The following is a 17,506-nucleotide window of genomic DNA, read 5'->3' as shown; positions in this document are numbered from 1 at the left end:
GGGCTTTTTTTTGCCCGTAACTCACCGATCCCCTGTAGGAGCTGCCGCAGGCTGCGATCTTTTGATCTTGTTTTTTTTTAAAATCAACATCAAAAGATCGCAGCCTGCGGCAGCTCCTACAGGGGGATTTTTGTTGGTTGCAGGGTGGAAAAACCGCTATCGTCGCCGCCATTCAAATTAGGGGCGAGCATGGGCTATCTACTTTTTGTCACGCTGATCCAGGCGTTTTCCTTCAGTCTGATTGGCGAATACCTGGCCGGTCATGTCGACAGTTACTTCGCGGTGCTGGTGCGCGTGGTGCTGGCCGGGCTGGTGTTTATCCCGCTGACCCGCTGGCGCTCGGTCGAACCTTCGTTCATGCGCGGCATGCTGGTGATCGGCGCGTTGCAGTTCGGCGTGACCTACGTCTGCCTGTACCTGAGCTTCCGCGTGCTGACCGTGCCGGAGGTGTTGCTGTTTACCATCCTCACGCCGTTGCACGTGACGTTGATCGAAGATGCGCTGAACCGGCGCTTCAATCCGTGGGCGCTGATCGCCGCGCTAGTGGCGGTGGGCGGCGCGGCAGTGATTCGCTTCGACAGCATCAGCCCGGACTTCTTCATGGGCTTCTTGCTGCTGCAACTGGCCAACTTCACCTACGCCGCAGGGCAAGTGATGTACAAACACCTGGTAGCCAGGCACCCGAGCGATCTGCCGCATTACCGGCGTTTCGGCTTCTTCTACCTCGGCGCGCTGGCGGTGGTGCTGCCGGCATTCCTGATGTTCGGCAAAGCGAATTTCCTGCCGGAAGCGCCGCTGCAGTGGGGCGTGCTGCTGTTCCTCGGTCTGGTCTCGACCGCGCTGGGCATGTACTGGTGGAACAAAGGCGCGTGCATGGTCAACGGCGGCACGCTGGCGGTGATGAACAACCTGCATGTGCCGGTGGGATTGCTGCTGAATCTGCTGATCTGGAATCAGCATGAGGAATTGGGCAGGTTGTTCCTTGGTGGCAGCGTCATCCTCGCTGCCGTATGGATTAGTCGACTGGGCATCCGCCGCACCGCATAAACCCTGTAGGAGCTGCCGAAGGCTGCGATCTTTTGATCTTTAAAGTCTAAAGATCGCAGCCTTCGGCAGCTCCTACAGTGAAATTTTGGGTTACATGAGGTGCTTCTGCGGCTCGGGAATGCTCGCCGCGCCGAGCACCGCCGGCAACAACCCCGACCGCAAATCCCCGCCACTCGGCTGTTGATACAGGCTCAGCCCAAACTCCGGCAACACCGCCAGCAGATAATCAAAAATATCCCCCTGAATCCGCTCGTAATCGGCCCACGCCGTGGTGCGGGTGAAGCAGTAGATCTCCAGCGGAATGCCCTGCGCCGTGGTCTGCATCTGCCGCACCATGCAGGTCATGTTCGGCTGAATCTCTGGATGACTCTTCAGATACGCCAGTGCATACGCGCGGAAGGTCCCGATGTTGGTCATGCGCCGCCGGTTGGCCGACATCGCCGCGACATTACCCTGGGCCTCGTTCCACGCTTTGAGCTCGGCTTTTTTGCGGCTCATGTAGTCGGTCAGCAAGTGCACTTGCGAGAGTTTTTCTTCCTCGTCATCACGGATGAAACGCACGCCGCTGGCGTCGATGAACACGCTGCGCTTGCTTCGGCGCCCGCCGGATTGCTGCATGCCGCGCCAGTTCTTGAACGACTCGGACATCACCCGCCAGGTCGGGATCGAGACGATGGTCTTGTCGAAATTCTGCACCTTGACCGTGTGCAGGGTGATGGCGACCACATCGCCGTCGGCGCCGACTTGCGGCATCTCGATCCAGTCGCCGACCCGCAGCATGTCGTTGCTGGTCAACTGCACGCTGGCGACAAACGACAGCAGGGTGTCCTTGTAGACCAACAGAATCACCGCCGACATGGCACCCAGACCGGAGAGCAGCAACAGCGGCGAGCGGTCGATCAGCGTGGCAACGATGATGATTGCGCCGAACACGTACAAGACCATTTTCGCCAGTTGCACATAGCCCTTGATTGAGCGCGTACGGGCGTGTTCGGTGCGTGCATAGATGTCGAGCAGGGCGTTGAGCAGGGCGCTGACTGCCAGCAACAAGAACAGAATGGTGAACGACAGCGCCACATTACCGAGGAAGGTCATGGCGGTTTTGCTCAGTTCCGGCACCAGATGCAAGCCGAACTGAATGACCAGCGACGGCGTCATCTGCGCCAGTCGCTGAAACACTTTGTTGTGGCGAAAGTCATTGATCCAGTGCAGCGCCGGCTGGCGGCCGAGCATGCGGCTGGCGTGCAGGATCAGATAGCGCGCCACTCGTCCGAGCAACAGAGCGATCACCAATAACACCGTCAGCGCGAGCCCCGCCTGCAAAAGCGGATGCTGTTCGAGGGTGCCCCAGAGGTCTTGGGCGTTGAGCCAGAGCTGTTTGATATCCATAAGTGAAACGATTCTTCTGTAAGACGCGATGGCCGATTAGAGCATTTAAGACGCCAGGTATTACGTTTGGAGACAAATCAGGCAACAAAAAAACCACTGATTGCCGCCGTTTGCATAAAGAAACTCGGCCTGAGCGCTCGAAACCGGTAACCTATGCAGCTGTTTTTTTGCATATCTTCGAGGTAGCACCCGTGTTTTCCCAATTCGCCCTGCACGAACGCCTGCTTAAAGCTGTGGCCGAGCTGAAATTTGTCGAGCCAACGCCTGTGCAAGCCGCGGCCATCCCGCTGGCGCTCCAAGGGCGTGATCTGCGGGTGACGGCGCAAACCGGTAGCGGCAAAACCGCCGCTTTCGTTCTGCCGATCCTCAATCGCCTGATCGGCCCGGCCAAGGTTCGCGTCAGCATCAAGACGCTGATCCTGCTGCCGACCCGCGAACTGGCCCAACAGACGCTGAAGGAAGTTGAGCGCTTTTCGCAGTTCACTTTCATCAAGTCCGGCCTGATCACCGGCGGTGAAGACTTCAAGGTCCAGGCCGCGATGCTGCGCAAAGTGCCGGACATTCTCATCGGCACCCCGGGCCGGATGATCGAGCAACTCAACGCCGGCAACCTCGACCTGAAAGAAGTCGAAGTGCTGGTACTCGACGAAGCCGACCGCATGCTCGACATGGGTTTTGCCGAAGACGTGCAGCGTCTGGTCGACGAATGCCCGAACCGTCAGCAAACCATGCTGTTCTCCGCCACCACCGGTGGTTCCGGTCTGCGCGACATGATCGGCAAGGTGCTGAACAACCCTGAGCACTTGCAGCTCAACGCGGTCAGCCAGCTGAACTCGACCACCCGTCAGCAAATCATCACCGCCGACCACAATCAGCATAAAGAGCAGATTGTGAACTGGCTGCTGGCCAACGAGACTTATCAGAAGGCCATCGTCTTCACCAACACCCGCGCCATGGCCGACCGCATCTACGGCCGCCTCGTGGCTCAGGAATACAAAGCGTTCGTGTTGCACGGTGAGAAAGACCAGAAGGATCGCAAACTGGCGATCGACCGTCTGAAGCAGGGCGGCGTGAAGATTCTGGTTGCCACCGACGTTGCGGCCCGTGGCCTGGACGTCGATGGTCTGGATCTGGTGATCAACTTCGACATGCCACGCAGCGGCGACGAATACGTGCACCGCATCGGCCGTACTGGCCGCGCCGGTAACGATGGTCTGGCGATCTCGCTGATCTGCCACGGCGACTGGAACCTGATGTCGAGCATCGAGCGCTACCTGAAGCAGAGCTTCGAGCGCCGCACCATCAAGGAAGTCAAAGGCACCTACGGCGGACCGAAAAAGGTCAAGGCCTCGGGCAAGGCCGTCGGCGTGAAGAAGAAAAAGACCGACGCCAAGGGCGACAAGAAGAAAACCGCCGCGAAGACGCCGACCAAGCGCAAGAGCGCCAACCGTCCGAAGCCGGATTCGTTGGTGAGCAGCGACGGCATGGCGCCGCTGAAGCGCCGCAAGCCAGCAGAGCCTGCGGCTGAGTAAAGCGTTTCAGGCGTGCATGAAAAACCCGGACAATGTCCGGGTTTTTTTTCGTCCATCAGTTGCCGAGCTGGCCACTGGTGTCGGCGTCAAAGCGCCGTTTGGCTTGACCCGCTGCCGGTTTCAATGCGCCGAGAAGTGTTGCTTCGCTGTACAACCCGGTAACCGCCAACTCCTTGGGCGTCGGCTCGATCGGGATCAGCACGTCCTCACCGTCAGCATGCAGCCAGATCGCTACAACGTGCAGGGCTGAGACAAACAGCACACGCAACTCGACGCTCTTGCCTTGAAGTTGCGGCGCTTGTTCTGCCAGTTTCAGCGCACTCACCGTAGCAGCGGCGTGATCGCCGTGATTCAGCGAGGCGAATTCGACATGCCCGCGCACCTCGGCCAATTGCGCATCGGCAATCGTCACGCCGTCGGCAAAGACCAGGTAATGCCAGTCGCCGATTCGTGCGTCTTTCAGGCCTTTGCCTTGGCTCAGGTCATCCAGGCTGAGCGAATAGCCACGGTAGGCTTCGCTGAGGCTGATTTTCGCCGGTACAGCGTTGGCGAACTGGCGACTGGCGCCAAAACCCGGGGTTTGCAGCGCGGCTTGCAGGGCCGGGCGCAAGGTCTGTACGCCGTTGGAAGGCGCCTTTGGATAAGTCAGTTGCATGATGTCGCCCTCCTAGTTTTTTACCGTGAAGTAAGTGTGAGTCCAGTTGCCGCCGCCATTGTAGGCACGGGGAAAGGCATTCAGCGCACGGGTCGAATAACCGTAGATCGAGTCCGCGACCAGCACGTAATCGCCGTTGGTGCCGTAGATCGTCAGGAAATGCGCACCGCCGCCGTACCAGGCACAGCGCAGGCCGACCGGGCGGCCCATGCTGATCTGGTTCTGGATCGCCGACATCTGCAGCGAACCCTGATTCATACCGTTGTAGCTGCGGGTGGTTTGCAGGGCCGAGTCCAGATAGCCGTAGACGTTGCACGGCCCTGGCTGATTGCAGCAGTTGCGGTCGAGCTGAGTGCTGGCCACACCGCACTGAGTCCAGTTGCCGGTGCCGTAATAGTTGCCGACCGAGGCGGAAACGGCGGCCCAGCACCAGTTGGTCTGGGTCTGTTGCTGCATGCTGAAGTTGAGGCTGCCAGCGGCAAAAGCGCTGGCGTGTTCTGCCGCTTCGACTTCGACCAGTTGTGGGTCGAGCAGATGACCGATGAGGCACCTTGGCAGTGATTCGCTGGTATAGGGTCTTGCTTCAGTGGTTAACATTTTTTCAATCCTCCATGAATGAAAACAAGCGTCCCGCTTGTAAGGGGTGTTGCCGAGCGATCGGCGCTTGAGGGTTGCCATCTCCGATGGCGGTTGCCGATCTCCTTGCTCGATGTAACCGTAGACGGGTTATGCGTTTATGCAAAAAAATAAATGCATTTGTGCATTTTCATGAGCAAAAGATCGCAGCCTGCGGCAGCTCCTACGGTGATCGGCGTAGGAGCTGCCGCAGGCTGCGATCTTTTGTTTTTAACTTTCGGCTTTCTTCTCGGCCGTACCGAGTTCTTTCAACCGCTGATCAATCAACTGACACTTGTCCGGCAGATCCGCACTGGCCGTACCCAGATCCATCTTCTGCAACTCGGCATTGATCTCCTTGGCCTTGGCCGGATTCTGTTCGGTGAGCTTGGCAACTTCCTTGGCCAGTTGTTCGCGTTTGGCGGTGGCCTCTTCCGGCGTACAGGCCCAGACGGGCAAGGCGCAGGCAAGAGTGGCGGCGAGAGTGAGCTTGATCAGGGTTTTCATGGGGAGGGCCTCAGTTCCGGTTAAGGCGGGTTAACCGGTTGAGGCCTTTTTGCTGCGAAAAGTTCAGTCGCCATGGCAGCAGCTGGATCGGGTTTGCCCGTCATATCGATCATGATGCCGAACCCATTCCATGATCTCGTCTTCATTCCTGCCCTTGGGCGTGAGGTCGAGATAGTTGTAGGCACCGACCAGCATGTCGAGACCACGTGCATACGTTGAATAGGTGTGGAAGATGTCGCCATTTGCGTCGCGATAAAACACGCTCAGCCCGGGCATTTCTTCCTCGGCGCTGTCAGTTTTTTCGTAGTTGTAGGTAGCCGTTCCCGCCGCGACATCATCGGCACGGGCACACACGCCGAAGTCATAGTTGAAGTCGCAGCCTTCTGAAGACACCCAGTCGAATTTCCAGCCCATCCGTTGTTTGAACGCCTGAAACTCGTTGAATCGCGCATGGGACACAGCCACCAGCGCAATGTCGTGATGCGCCAGATGCTGGTTGGCGCCATCGATATGGTCACTGAGGAAAGAGCAGCCCTGACAGCCTTCCTCCCAATCCTTGGCAAACATGAAGTGGTAAACGATCAACTGGCTGTGTTTACCGAATAGGTCGGCGAGTTTCAGTTCGCCGTTCGGGCCTTGAAAATGGTAATCCTTGTCGACTTTCAGCCATGGCAGCGCACGACGTTCTGCGCTGAGGCGGTCGCGTTCCTTGGTGAAGGCTTTCTCGTGGGCCAGATGTTGCTTACGGGCGGCGAGCCATTCTTCGCGCGATACCACCGGATGATTCTCAACGTTCATGATGATTTCTCCTGCGGGGTTGAAACCGTCTGTTTCAGACTAGTCGTTTAACCCTGCGGGAAATCGACAGACCGCCGGTCGGTGGTCGCGCAACATGCGGCTGAACGGCTGCGAGCGGCTCCGGTCACAACCTATGAACGCGCCATAAATCACGCGCACCGGAGGTTGTATCAGGATGACGACTTATAACTGGGATTTGATTGAGCGCTTGCTGCATGAAGTGCAAAACAGCGCCGGCCACAGTTTTGCTCCACGGGCTTACGCCGAAGACTATGCGGCGGAAAAAGCCAGCGCCGGCGAGCCGATCGAGAACCTTGATCATCTGAAAACGCTGGCTTGCGACTATGAACGCTTGCTGTTGTTGCGTGGCTACATCGCACCGCGTCCGGATGAAGAGGGCAGCACCGGCAACAATTTTGTGCTGACGCCTCGCGGTTCCAGCCTGTTGAGCCTGATAGACAGCAGCATTCCCGGCAATGATCATCCGCGTGAGGTGCTGGATGAACAGGACGATCCGCTGGCCGAGGCGACGTTTGATGAAGTGGCTTCGAAGGCCCAGATCGCCTGAGGCTCTGAAAGCAGAAGATCGCAGCCTTCGGCAGCTCCTACACCGATCTCTGTAGGAGCTGCCGAAGGCTGCGATCTTTGTTTCTAGTTCTGCTTCGCGGCTTTGAGGCATTTGAGGTCGTTGAAGTCTTTACGCACCCCCTCGATCTTCTTCAACAACCGCTGGCGCTGTTGCGGCGAGCTCTCAGCCATCAGATCAACCGCCAGCGAGCGTCCCTGCGCCTCAGTATCGGCGAAGGCCTTGCGGTAATCCGCTGTCCATAAACTCTCGCGATTGACCAGAAGGGTCTCGATTCTCTGTGGGAATTCGGGACTTTTGCGTTGCGCTACAGCCGCACTGAACTGCTTCTGCCAATGGGCCCGGTTGGCAATCCATTGGGTGTACTGATCGCCCAGGGCGGTCGACCACGCCATGACCCGCTGCTCTTGTGTGGCGCTCAAGGGCCCAAGCCAATCGTTGAGGCGCTTGACCATGCGCGCGCCACGCTCGGCAATCTGTTGATCAAGCGGTGGTTTCAGGTACTCCTGCTGACGCTTGCGCAGATCCTTGGCAAACGCCTCATTCATCTCGGCCACTTGCTTGTCATCCAGACCTTGCAATAATTCGATGGCCGAAGGCGTGATTTCCTTCGCCGTTTGCGCAATCGCTTGCTTGGCTTCGACGGTGCGCGCCTGTAGCGCGGCATCGGTGACCTGATTGGTTTCGACCATGGTCTGCAAGCGATCCAGCCAGTCCAGATAGCCCGGTAATTGCGTGGTGCAATGCCAGCTCAGGTGATCCTTGAGCCGTTCGTTGAACCAGTCTTTTTGCTCGCCGTTCATGTCCAGGTAGTCGCCGAGCGTCCACGGAATGATCACGTCGAGATTGCGATAAGCCAGGCCGACTCGGCTGCAGGCGCCGAGGGCGAGGGTGAAGACCAACAGTGCGGCAATGTGTTTGAACCAGCGAGACATGAGCGAATCCTTGCATGGCCTGGCTTCGGGAGTCTGATTCTTATGTGATGCAGGATGCGCGCGGCAGTTCAGCCGATCAATAGAATGCGCGTTCGGCCTTGAGGGTGACGAGACCGTCGCACTGGCTGTTGTGCCCGGAGTAGGCCGAGCAATCGCTGCCGCTGAGGCTGGAGTTGCTGTAGATCAGGTCAAGGTCGACACCCATGAACGGCCGCGACAGTTGTACTGACCAATCGGTGAAACTGCTGACATAACCACCGTCCACGGCCACCGGTTTATTCAATTGGTGGGTGGTGTATTTCATGCTGACGCCGATGCCGAACGGCTGATTGCCGCCAAGGTCGGCAAACAAGGTGTTGTTCTGCTTATCTGGGTCGTTGCTCAATGCCACGCCGAAACGACTGCCAAGCAGGGTCAGGCCACCGAACAGCTCCTGGCTGTCGAGGGTTTCCACGCTGGGATAGCTGTAGTGGATCATGCCGACTTCGTAGCCGAGGGTTTGATCGAAGGGTTGTTTAAAACCGACGTAGGAATCGATTTCGAGATTCTTGCCCGGCGTGATGCCCATGCTCGGCGCGTATTGGCCGACATAGAGGCCGCTGTCGTGGCTCAGATCGAGGCCGCCATGAAACGACCCGGCCGCCGAGGGTTTGACCAGGCCTTGGGCCATGCTGCGCGTTGGCGTGGTGCCGAGCTTGAGGTCGAAGTCGCCCATTTCACGCTGGAAAACTTGCGCGTGCGCGGTTGGACCGGCCAGCAGGCCAACGAGTAATAAACAGGATGTTTTGCGCATGCGTCACTCCATGAACAGCGAGTGCAGGACGGCGGGCCTGCTGAAACGCTTGATCCAGACGCGTGCAAGGATACCGGCGAATGTTCGGCATTGATGTCCGTTCGTCGATTTTCAGAATTTTTGGTATTTGATTTGTTTGAAGCGGGGAGGGTGTTTCGCGGTGCCAGTCCAGGCGCTTCGAAGCTCAAAGCGCCTCTGGACGGGGGTAAAACCGGGTGTTACTTCTTGCCCAGGCTGATCTGCTTGGACGGGCCGAACGTCTGGCCACTGACGCCTTTGGCAATTTGCTGGATCTCGCCGCCGGACTTGAGGAACGCTGCGATCTGATCGTTGATCGATTCGCTGGTTTCAACGGCTGGAGCTGGCTTTGCTTTGCTGGTGGATGCTTTTACACGCATGGCGGCCATTAACCTGTAGAAAAGTAACTCGGCCAGGCATCGTACAGGAATAACTTGACAATTGCTTGGTAAATATCCCCGGGAATAACCTAGCGCTGCACTGCAGTATGCTCGATTCAATATTCGAAATACTTGGCTAACCTGCTGTTTTAAATAAGAAGATTAATGAATTTCGGCGGTGTGGCGATATGCCGCGAGGGCGCACAGCCGACTGACGAGTGGCACCCGGTGCGGCGCAGATCAAGGAAAATCAAGGCGTTGCGCAGAATTCCCGGCAACCGCCGATCTACCGCCCGACGTCGCAGGCAAAAACGGGTAGAATGCCGCCCACGCAATGAGGGTTCTGGAAATGGCTTTAGTCGGGCGTTACAACAGTTTGCAAGTGGTTAAACACACTAACTTCGGTTTATATCTGGACGGCGGTGCCGATGGCGAGATTCTTTTGCCCAACCGTTATATCCCTAAAGATATTCCCAGCGAAGATGAAGACTGGCTCAACGTATTTGTTTATCTGGACAGCGAAGACAAACTTCTCGCTACCACTGAAAAACCAAAAGTTCAGGTCGGTGAATTTGCCAGCCTGAAAGTTGTTGAAGTCAACAGCATCGGCGTGTTCCTCGATTGGGGTTTGCCGAAAGACCTGTTGCTGCCGTACTCCGAAGAAAAACGGCAGATGACTGCCGGTGAATATTGCGTGGTGCACGTCTACCTCGACAAGCACACCCGCCGCATCACCGCCACTGCGCGTCTGGATCGCTACCTCGACAAGACCCCGGCGAACTACAGCCTGGGTCAGGAAGTTGATCTGCTGGTTGCCGAAGCCACTGACATGGGCTTCAAGGCGATCATCAACAACAAGCATTGGGGTTTGATCCACAAGAACGAAATCTTCAAGTTCATGCGCGCCGGCATGAGCGAGAAGGGCTACATCAAGGAAGTGCGCGCCGACGGCAAAATTGCCCTGAGCCTGCAACCGGTTGGCCAGGAAGCGGCCAGCAGCCTCAACTCGAAGATCCTCGCCAAGTTGCGTGATAACAGCGGCACGCTGCCGGTCAGCGACAAGAGCGATCCGGCGCTGATCAGCAGCCTGTTCGGCGTCAGCAAAGGCAACTTCAAGAAGGCCATCGGTGCGCTGTACAAGGAAGGCAAGATCGTTATCCACGCCGATCGCATTGAACTAACCTGAGCCACCGCTGGCCCCATGTAGGAGCTGCCGCAGGCTGCGATCTGTTGATCTTGTCTTTTAAAAACAAAGTCAAAAGATCGCAGCCTGCGGCAGCTCCTACATGAGGGCGGGTGTTATGAAGAAAACTCTGGTTGCCTATGTTGCGACGCTGATTGCGTTTCTGCTGCTCGACGGCATCTGGCTCGGCCTGTTGATGGCGCCGACCTATCGCGAACTGCTCGGTCCGCTGATGCTCGATAAACCGCTGCTGGTTCCGGCAGCGGTTTTTTATTGCCTGTATGTTTTCGGTTGTGTGGTGTTTGTGGTGCTGCCGGCCGTGACATGGCAATGGGCGGCGAAGCGGGGCGCGTTGCTGGGGCTGGTGGCGTATGGCACGTACGACCTGACCAATTGGGCGACGTTGCGTGGCTGGTCGGTGCAGGTGACGCTGATGGATTGGGCGTGGGGCACGTTTGCCACTGCTGTGGCTTGTACCGTCGGGTTTTTGTTGGCTAAACGACTGCATTCAGATCCATGAGCAGGGTTGATTGAACTGACGCCATCGCTGGCAAGCCAGCTCCCACAGGGTTTGGTGTTGAACAAACAATCAGTGAGCAACCCGTTCACTGTGGGAGCTGGCTTGCCAGCGAATGGCGGCGCAGCCGACAGCCATTCAGCGCTGACGCCACTGAAGCACAAAATGTCTTTTCCAGACGGCTTTTTCCGCCCGACTGATTGATAATCCTCGACACTGATTTCTGACCATTGGATGGCCTGCCATGTTGTGTGTGTTCGAGGTGTTGCGGTGAGTAGCGAGCGGCGCAATGCCGACCGTTTTGCCTTGCAGGTGATGATCGGCTTGTGCCTGATCTGGGGCGTGCAGCAAGTAATGATCAAGTGGGCCGCGCCAGACATTGCACCCGTGATGCAAGCGGCGGCGCGCTCGGGGATTTCCGCACTGCTGGTCGGCTTGCTGATCTGCTGGAGGGGCGGCTGGGACCAGGTCGGCGTTACTTGGCGCGGCGGTTTGCTGGCCGGTGCGCTGTTCGGTCTGGAGTTTTTCTTCATTGCTGAAGGTTTGCAACTGACCACCGCCGCGCACATGTCGGTCTTCCTCTACACCGCGCCGATTTTTACCGCGTTGGGCGTGCATTTTCTTTTGGCCAGCGAGCGCCTGCGGCCGTTGCAGTGGCTGGGGATTCTACTGGCGTTCATCGGTATCGCAATCGCCTTCGCCGGCGGTGTGTCGTGGGACAACCTCGACCGGCGTATGCTGCTCGGCGATGCCTTCGGCATATTGGCCGGCGCCTGTTGGGGGGCCACCACCGTGGTCGTTCGTGCCTCGCGACTGTCGGAAGCCCCGGTGACATTGACCCTGTTCTATCAATTGATGGTCGGCTTTGTCGGCCTGCTGTTGATCGCCTTGTTCAGTGGTCAGATCACCCATGTCAGCCTGACGCCCGTAGCGGTGGCCAGCGTGCTGTTCCAGGGCCTGGTGGTGTCGTTCTTCAGCTACCTGATCTGGTTCTGGCTGCTGCGCCGTTATCTGGCCGCCAACCTGGCGGTGTTCTCGTTCATGACGCCGCTGTTCGGCGTCACCTTCGGCGTGATTCTGTTGGGCGAACAACTGAGCGTGAATTTCGTCATCGGCGCCGTGCTGGTGTTGCTCGGCATCACCTTTGTCAGCGCCGAGCAGTGGCTGCGCAGGCGTTTGCGCCAAGCGCTGGGCCAGCGTTAGTCGATTGCATCGCCAGGCCGCCGGCGATCAGCAAACCGCTGCCGGCGATCACCAGCGCCGGTTGCAGGCCACCGCTGAAATGGCTGCTCAATGCTGCCAGTAATGGGCCGCTGAGCTGGCCGACGGCAAAGCACGCGGTCAGCAGTCCGGCGTTGCGCTGCGTTGCGTGGGGCGCGATTTCCCGTGAGCGTTGCATGACCAATTGCATGCAGGCGAGGAACGGCGTACCACACAGAATGACCCCCAGCGCCAGACCGAGGCCGCTGCTCAGCAGGCAGGCGAATACTCCCGCCGCTTGCAGCCATAACGTTGCCATCAACCAATGCCGGGTGGTCGCGGGGTCGTGACGACGCAGGCTCACCAGCAACACGCCGAGCGCGGCGGCCAGACCAAAGCACGGCCAGAACAGATCCGCCTGCCACTGTCCGTGGAACTGTGCGTTGGCCATTTGCGAGAGAAACGTCGCGGGGATGATGTAGCCGATGCCATACAGGGCATAAATGGTCGCCAGACGGCCGATACCTTGAGTCGGTGGGTTGGCGTCAGTCACAACCACCGGTAAGCCACCGACCGGCTGCGGCAAAATGCGCCAGACGCCGAGCATCATCACCAGTGCCGCAGCGGCGTAAATCAGCCACAGCGTCGCCGAGGTCTGATTGAGCAGGTGGGAGACCAGCGCCAACAACCCCGTCAGAAAAATCCCCAACCCAGGCCCGGCAAATACCAACGCGCCCAAACGTGGACGACCCGCTGCCGCTGCCAGTGGCTGGCTTAAAGACGTGATCATCACCAGCACCCAGGCACTCGCCACCCCGGTGCCGAAGCGCAGCACCAAGTGCGACCAAAAGCCCGTGGCCCAAAACGACGCCAGCGTCAGCAAAACACACAGCCACAAGCCGCCGTGCAGGCGTCGCTGCACCTGCTGCGGGCGATGCGCAAACATCGCATCCACCGCACCGAGCAAGTAACCGAGGTAGTTGGCCGCAGCGATCAGACCGGCGGCCGTCAGGTCGAACTGACCTTCGCTGAGCAGGTGCGGCATTTGTGGCGTGAGGGCGAAACGCCCGATGCCCATGGCCATCATCAGGGCTACGAAACAAGCGGATAAGCGAATCAGGGGCGACATGGTCGGGATTCCTATGAACGATCAATGACCGTCAGGCTAGGACTGATTGACTTTCTTTAAAATTGAATAATAGTGAGTAACTTGTTCTGTTATGGAGAAAGCTTGTGGAGTTCAGCCAATTGCGGATCTTTCAGGCCGTTGCCGAGGAAGGTTCGATCACCCGCGCCGCCGAACGCTTGCACCGGGTGCCTTCCAATCTGTCGACGCGGCTTAAACAGCTGGAAGAACAGTTGGGTGTCGAACTTTTCGTCCGTGAGCGTCAGCGTTTGCAGCTTTCGCCTGCGGGAAAAGTCCTGCTGGACTACACCGGCAAGTTGTTTGCGTTACGCGATCAGGCCAGTGCGGCGGTGATGGGCGGGCAGCCGGCGGGGGATTTTGTCCTCGGCACCATGTACAGCACGGCGGCGATCCATTTACCGGCGTTGCTCGCGCGTTATCACAAGCAATACCCGGCGGTGAACCTGCAGGTGCAGTCGGCGCCGAGTGGCGAGTTGCTCGAAGGTCTGCTTACCGGTCGACTCGATGCGGCGCTGGTCGATGGCCCGCTGGAACTGGCCGGGCTCGACGGTGTGCCGTTGTGTGAAGAGCGGCTGGTGCTGATTACCGAAACCGATCATCCGCCCGTGCGCAGTGCCAAGGATGTCGAAGGGCGTTCGGTGTTCACCTTCCGTCAGGGCTGTTCCTATCGCATGCGCCTGGAGGCCTGGTACGCCCACTATCACGCAGCGATGGGCCGGGCGATGGAGATCGAGTCGTATCAGGGCATGCTCGCCTGCGTGATCGCCGGCAGCGGCGTGGCGTTGATGGCGGAGTCGATGCTTGCCAGTCTGCCGGGGCGCGAGAGCGTTGCCGCGCACCCGTTGGCCGAGCCATTCGTGGGTGCGACAACGTGGCTCATGTGGCGCAAAGGCATGGTCGGCGCCAACCTCAATGCCTGGGTCGAGGTGCAGCAAGCTGTCTATCCTGCGGCTCAGATCGAAACCCGCGAAACAGCCTGAACCAATGCCGGCGAATTCTGTTCAATTCAGTAACAGATCATTGCGGATTTGGCCGAGCATTGCGTAGGACTTCGGACTATTATCAGTGCGAAGCGGCCTCAGAATTCCGGCCGCTCAGCACCACCCTGAAGGGGGCATGACGATGAAAGAGAAAATTCAAAACTGGCTACACGACTTGGGTGTTGCCCTCGGCTTGATCGAACCGCCTCTGCAGCCTGTCCCGATCCGCACCGATGACGAGCAGCGTCGCCGTCAACAACGGCGCCGGTAACGCCACCGATCCGAGATCACAGGATTCAAGATCAAGAGATCGCAGCCTGCGGCAGCTCCTGCACGAATCAATGCAGGAGCTGCCGAAGGCTGCGATCTTTTGCTTTCAGTGCCGGCCAATCTCAAGCAAGAACCGGCTCAAGTCATTCGCAGTCTTCGCGGTCTTGAGCATGCGGTCTTCTTCGGCGGTGAACGCCGTCAGTCCGAATTCATCTTCCAGATGAAAGATCAAATCCTCGATGTCGGCTTTCTCCAGCCCCAGTTGCACCAGGCTGGTGTTGTCGTTGAATTCGCGGGTTTCCAGCAAACGCTGGATGTATCGGTGCACGGCGGCACGCACGGCAGCTCTTCTCATGGCAGATTTTTCTGATGGTTGTTCTGCTTGAGTGAAGCAGGCCTCAGGCGTGGCCGCGCAACCATTGGTCAATCATCGAGCGCAAATGCTCGCCGGCAAAACTGCCGAAATGCCCGCCATGCACCGTGCGAATCGGCAACGCCTGCAAACGTCGCAGGCTGCTGGCGTAATCCTCAAGATTGGAGTGGTAGGCGTCTTCGATCAGCGGCCCGTCGTAGATGATGTCGCCGCTGAACAGGGTTTCAGTGGCCGCTTCATACAGGCTGATGCCGCCCGGCGAATGTCCCGGTGTGTGCAGCACTTGCAGCGTGCGATTGCCCAGATCCAGCACATCGCCGTCCTCGACAAACCCGGTGGCCGGCGCGGCTTTGACCCGGTATTCGGCGTAGCACAACGGGCAGTCCGGGTGCGCCTCGAACATGTCATCGCCAACGAATGCGCGGCTCAGATCATTCTCGCCATCCGGCGCCGCCAGAATGTCCGCCTCGGCCGGGTGCACCAGCCGTTCAGCAAATTCATGATGCCCGGCGATATGGTCGAAATGGCAATGGCTGGCCACCGCCATCAATGGCCGCTCGGTGATCCATGGCAACTGCTCGCGCAGGCTGACCAGCCCCGAACCGCTATCCAGCAACAGGTCTTTGTCGCGGCCTTGCACATGCCACAGGTTGCAGCGATAGAACGGGCGAATATACGGCTCATGGATCAGCCGAATGCCATCGCTCAAGTGTTGCACTTCAAACCACTGATCGCGCGAAACGATCTTCATATTCACTTTTCTCCAGACGAAAAAAACGGGTGTGGCAAGTGGGCGTGTCCTCCCTTATTTCCTGCACCGCGCCGGATCTGATGTCGTGCAGGGCAAGGCGCGAGGAGCGTAGTTTGGTTTTTCCAAATAAGCTCCGAGCAACGCAGCCCTGCACGACATCAGCTCCGGCCCTCCGGGTTGTGCCTAAAAGCGAGCCAGGCTGCGTTGCAGTCCTTGGCAAGGAACAACCCTTACCTACGGACTGCGCCTTGCCTGGCTCGCTTTTAGGCGCAACGCGGTGCAGGAAATAAGGGAGGACACGCCCGTGCCACACCCGTCGAAGAAAGCATCAAGTCGTTACATCAGAGCTTAGATCGCACTCGCCACGGTTGCCGGGCGAGGGGAGAACAGGCTGACGACCACAAAACTCACCAGACCTGCGCCGAGGCTGTAGTAGATCGGCGTGTTGGCATCCAGACCGTCCTTGAACATGAACAGCAGCGAAGTGGCGAAACCCAGACCCATGGAAGCAATGGCGCCGGCGGTGGTCGCGCGTTTCCAGAAAATCGCGCCGATCAGCGGGATCAGCATGCCGCCCACCAACAGGTTGTAAGCGAGGGTCAGGGCGCTGATCACGTCATTCACCACCAGCGCGATACCCAGTACAACGATGCCGGTCAGCAGAGTGAACAGACGGTTGATGCCCAGGCTCGACTGTTTGCCGCCACGCAGTTTCGGCAGCAGATCTTCAGTCAGTGTGGTGGCAGCGGCGAGCAGGCCGGCGCTGGCGGTGGACATCATCGCCGCCAGTGCAGCCGCGATCACCAGACCACGGATGCCGTCCGGCAGCGACAGTTTGACGATGGCGGCGAAGGCGTTGTTGACGTTGTCCAGATCCGGGATCAGCACGTGTGCAGCCATGCCGATCAGCGCGCAGGCGAGGCCGTAGAGGATGCAGTAGATACCCGCGATGCTGCCGGCGTATTGCGCGACTTTGGCGGTCTTGACGGTGAACACCCGTTGCCAGATGTCCTGACCGATCAGGATGCCGAAGAAGTAGATCATGAAGTAGGTGATGATCGTGTCCCAGCCGATGGTGGTGAAGCTGAAGGCGGTCGCCGGCAGTTTCAGCACCAGTTCGTCCCAGCCGCCGACGCGGTACAGGCAGATCGGCAACAGAATGAACATCAGGCCCACGGTCTTGATGATGAACTGGACGATGTCGGTGAGGGTCAGCGACCACATGCCGCCGATCGCCGAGTAGATCACCACGACGCCACCACCGACGAGTACCGACACCCAGAATGGCAGGTCAAACAGCACTTGCAGGACGGTGCCGATCGCCAGGATCGAGGTCACGCCGATCATCAGTGCGTAGGCGAGCATGATTGCCGCGCTCGCCGAGCGGGCCATCGGGTTGTAGCGTTTTTCCAGCACCTGGGTAACGGTGTAGATCTTCAGTTTCAGCAGCGGTTTGGCGAGGAACAGGTTCAGCGCGACGATGCCGCAACCGAGGGCTGCGCACAGCCAGAAACCGGAGATGCCGTGCACGTAACCCAGACGCACGGTGCCGACGGTGGACGCGCCACCGAGTACGGTCGCGGCCATGGTGCCCATGTACAGGCTCGGGCCAAGGTTTCGACCGGCGACGAGAAAGTCCTCGTTGGTCTTGGCCTTGCGCATGCCGAAGTAGCCGAGCAAGAGCATGCCGGCGGCGTAGATGAGGACGACGAATAAATCCAAAGCCATGATGGCGTGTCTCCGATTGTCTTTTTTATGGTGAAACAAATTTGGTTCAGCAATGCTGCCCACTGTGGGAGCGAGCCTGCTCCGGGCGGCGATTCGACGAAG

At 58.6% G+C, this 17,506-nt stretch carries 21 protein-coding genes; 9 read left to right on the top strand and 12 right to left on the bottom strand.

Annotated features, from left to right (window positions below; translation table 11 throughout):
* Positions 1 to 189: 189 nt before the first annotated feature.
* Entirely contained in the window at positions 190 to 1,047 is an 858-nt protein-coding gene (locus AK821_RS04225; protein ID WP_064388349.1) for a carboxylate/amino acid/amine transporter, read from the top strand.
* 90 nt (positions 1,048 to 1,137) lie between these two features.
* Here AK821_RS04225 and AK821_RS04220 read toward each other — a convergent pair whose 3' ends face one another.
* The gene (locus tag AK821_RS04220; RefSeq protein ID WP_064388347.1) at positions 1,138 to 2,436 is read right to left on the bottom strand and encodes a mechanosensitive ion channel family protein; all 1,299 of its coding nucleotides are present in this window, start codon (positions 2,434 to 2,436) and stop codon (positions 1,138 to 1,140) included.
* 191 nt (positions 2,437 to 2,627) lie between these two features.
* On the opposite strand from AK821_RS04220, the gene AK821_RS04215 reads away from it, so the two are divergent.
* Positions 2,628 to 3,968: a DEAD/DEAH box helicase gene (locus tag AK821_RS04215; RefSeq protein WP_007914470.1), complete on the top strand. Its 1,341-nt coding sequence runs from the start codon at positions 2,628 to 2,630 to the stop codon at positions 3,966 to 3,968.
* A 55-nt stretch (positions 3,969 to 4,023) separates the two neighbouring features.
* On the opposite strand, the gene AK821_RS04210 is transcribed toward AK821_RS04215, so the two are convergent.
* The 4 genes from AK821_RS04210 to AK821_RS04195 form a co-directional block, all read right to left on the bottom strand.
* On the bottom strand, positions 4,024 to 4,623 hold the full coding sequence (locus AK821_RS04210) for a hypothetical protein (protein WP_064388345.1): 600 nt from the start codon (positions 4,621 to 4,623) through the stop codon (positions 4,024 to 4,026).
* 12 nt (positions 4,624 to 4,635) lie between these two features.
* A complete protein-coding gene (locus tag AK821_RS04205) occupies positions 4,636 to 5,220 on the bottom strand; it encodes a papain-like cysteine protease family protein (protein WP_064388343.1) in 585 nt (194 codons plus the stop codon).
* Between the two features lie 249 nt (positions 5,221 to 5,469).
* Positions 5,470 to 5,745 (bottom strand): hypothetical protein, encoded by a 276-nt coding sequence (locus AK821_RS04200; protein WP_064388340.1) that lies wholly within the window; start codon positions 5,743 to 5,745, stop codon positions 5,470 to 5,472.
* Positions 5,746 to 5,808: 63 nt separating this feature from the next.
* Positions 5,809 to 6,543, bottom strand: a complete 735-nt coding sequence (locus AK821_RS04195; protein ID WP_064388339.1) for a DUF899 domain-containing protein — start codon at positions 6,541 to 6,543, stop codon at positions 5,809 to 5,811.
* A 175-nt stretch (positions 6,544 to 6,718) separates the two neighbouring features.
* Between AK821_RS04195 and AK821_RS04190 the strand changes: the two genes are divergently transcribed.
* Positions 6,719 to 7,111: a hypothetical protein gene (locus AK821_RS04190; RefSeq protein WP_064388337.1), complete on the top strand. Its 393-nt coding sequence runs from the start codon at positions 6,719 to 6,721 to the stop codon at positions 7,109 to 7,111.
* Positions 7,112 to 7,194: 83 nt separating this feature from the next.
* Here AK821_RS04190 and AK821_RS04185 read toward each other — a convergent pair whose 3' ends face one another.
* From AK821_RS04185 to AK821_RS04175, 3 genes are all read right to left on the bottom strand, one after another.
* Complete coding sequence (locus AK821_RS04185; RefSeq protein WP_064388335.1) at positions 7,195 to 8,064, bottom strand: DUF6279 family lipoprotein; 870 nt, start codon at positions 8,062 to 8,064, stop codon at positions 7,195 to 7,197.
* Positions 8,065 to 8,140: 76 nt separating this feature from the next.
* Positions 8,141 to 8,857: a TorF family putative porin gene (locus tag AK821_RS04180; RefSeq protein WP_064388333.1), complete on the bottom strand. Its 717-nt coding sequence runs from the start codon at positions 8,855 to 8,857 to the stop codon at positions 8,141 to 8,143.
* Between the two features lie 218 nt (positions 8,858 to 9,075).
* On the bottom strand, positions 9,076 to 9,264 hold the full coding sequence (locus AK821_RS04175; RefSeq protein ID WP_016985943.1) for a hypothetical protein: 189 nt from the start codon (positions 9,262 to 9,264) through the stop codon (positions 9,076 to 9,078).
* Positions 9,265 to 9,604: 340 nt separating this feature from the next.
* On the opposite strand from AK821_RS04175, the gene AK821_RS04170 reads away from it, so the two are divergent.
* The 4 genes from AK821_RS04170 to AK821_RS04155 all read left to right on the top strand — a co-directional run bounded on the left by AK821_RS04170 (position 9,605) and on the right by AK821_RS04155 (position 12,158).
* Positions 9,605 to 10,441 (top strand): CvfB family protein, encoded by an 837-nt coding sequence (locus AK821_RS04170; protein ID WP_064388332.1) that lies wholly within the window; start codon positions 9,605 to 9,607, stop codon positions 10,439 to 10,441.
* Positions 10,442 to 10,556: 115 nt separating this feature from the next.
* Positions 10,557 to 10,958, top strand: a complete 402-nt coding sequence (locus AK821_RS04165; RefSeq protein ID WP_064388330.1) for a DUF2177 family protein — start codon at positions 10,557 to 10,559, stop codon at positions 10,956 to 10,958.
* Between the two features lie 6 nt (positions 10,959 to 10,964).
* On the top strand, positions 10,965 to 11,159 hold the full coding sequence (locus AK821_RS04160; protein WP_064388328.1) for a hypothetical protein: 195 nt from the start codon (positions 10,965 to 10,967) through the stop codon (positions 11,157 to 11,159).
* A 66-nt stretch (positions 11,160 to 11,225) separates the two neighbouring features.
* Positions 11,226 to 12,158: a DMT family transporter gene (locus AK821_RS04155; RefSeq protein WP_064388326.1), complete on the top strand. Its 933-nt coding sequence runs from the start codon at positions 11,226 to 11,228 to the stop codon at positions 12,156 to 12,158.
* Here AK821_RS04155 and AK821_RS04150 read toward each other — a convergent pair.
* Positions 12,103 to 13,284, bottom strand: a complete 1,182-nt coding sequence (locus AK821_RS04150) for an MFS transporter (protein ID WP_064388325.1) — start codon at positions 13,282 to 13,284, stop codon at positions 12,103 to 12,105. The two genes, AK821_RS04155 and AK821_RS04150, sit on opposite strands and share 56 nt — an antisense overlap.
* A 104-nt stretch (positions 13,285 to 13,388) precedes the next feature.
* On the opposite strand from AK821_RS04150, the gene ptrR reads away from it, so the two are divergent.
* A complete protein-coding gene (gene ptrR / locus AK821_RS04145) occupies positions 13,389 to 14,282 on the top strand; it encodes a putrescine utilization regulator PtrR (protein ID WP_064388323.1) in 894 nt (297 codons plus the stop codon).
* A gap of 142 nt (positions 14,283 to 14,424) precedes the next feature.
* Positions 14,425 to 14,553 carry a PA1414 family protein gene (locus AK821_RS31135; RefSeq protein ID WP_007914492.1) on the top strand — a complete coding sequence of 43 codons (129 nt, stop codon included), beginning with the start codon at positions 14,425 to 14,427 and terminating at the stop codon, positions 14,551 to 14,553.
* Positions 14,554 to 14,658: 105 nt separating this feature from the next.
* Here the strand turns inward: AK821_RS31135 and AK821_RS04140 are convergent, their stop codons facing one another.
* From AK821_RS04140 to AK821_RS04130, 3 genes are all read right to left on the bottom strand, one after another.
* Positions 14,659 to 14,907 carry a phosphopantetheine-containing protein gene (locus AK821_RS04140; RefSeq protein ID WP_064388321.1) on the bottom strand — a complete coding sequence of 83 codons (249 nt, stop codon included), beginning with the start codon at positions 14,905 to 14,907 and terminating at the stop codon, positions 14,659 to 14,661.
* A gap of 43 nt (positions 14,908 to 14,950) precedes the next feature.
* Entirely contained in the window at positions 14,951 to 15,676 is a 726-nt protein-coding gene (locus tag AK821_RS04135) for an MBL fold metallo-hydrolase (protein WP_064388320.1), read from the bottom strand.
* A 348-nt stretch (positions 15,677 to 16,024) separates the two neighbouring features.
* Entirely contained in the window at positions 16,025 to 17,404 is a 1,380-nt protein-coding gene (locus tag AK821_RS04130) for a sodium:solute symporter (RefSeq protein ID WP_064388318.1), read from the bottom strand.
* Positions 17,405 to 17,506: the final 102 nt, after the last annotated feature.

Source organism: Pseudomonas sp. RIT-PI-r (assembly GCF_001297015.1).
GTDB lineage: Bacteria > Pseudomonadota > Gammaproteobacteria > Pseudomonadales > Pseudomonadaceae > Aquipseudomonas.
Note: the sequence above shows the minus strand (reverse complement) of the source record. Positions and strands in the feature narration are given on the sequence as shown.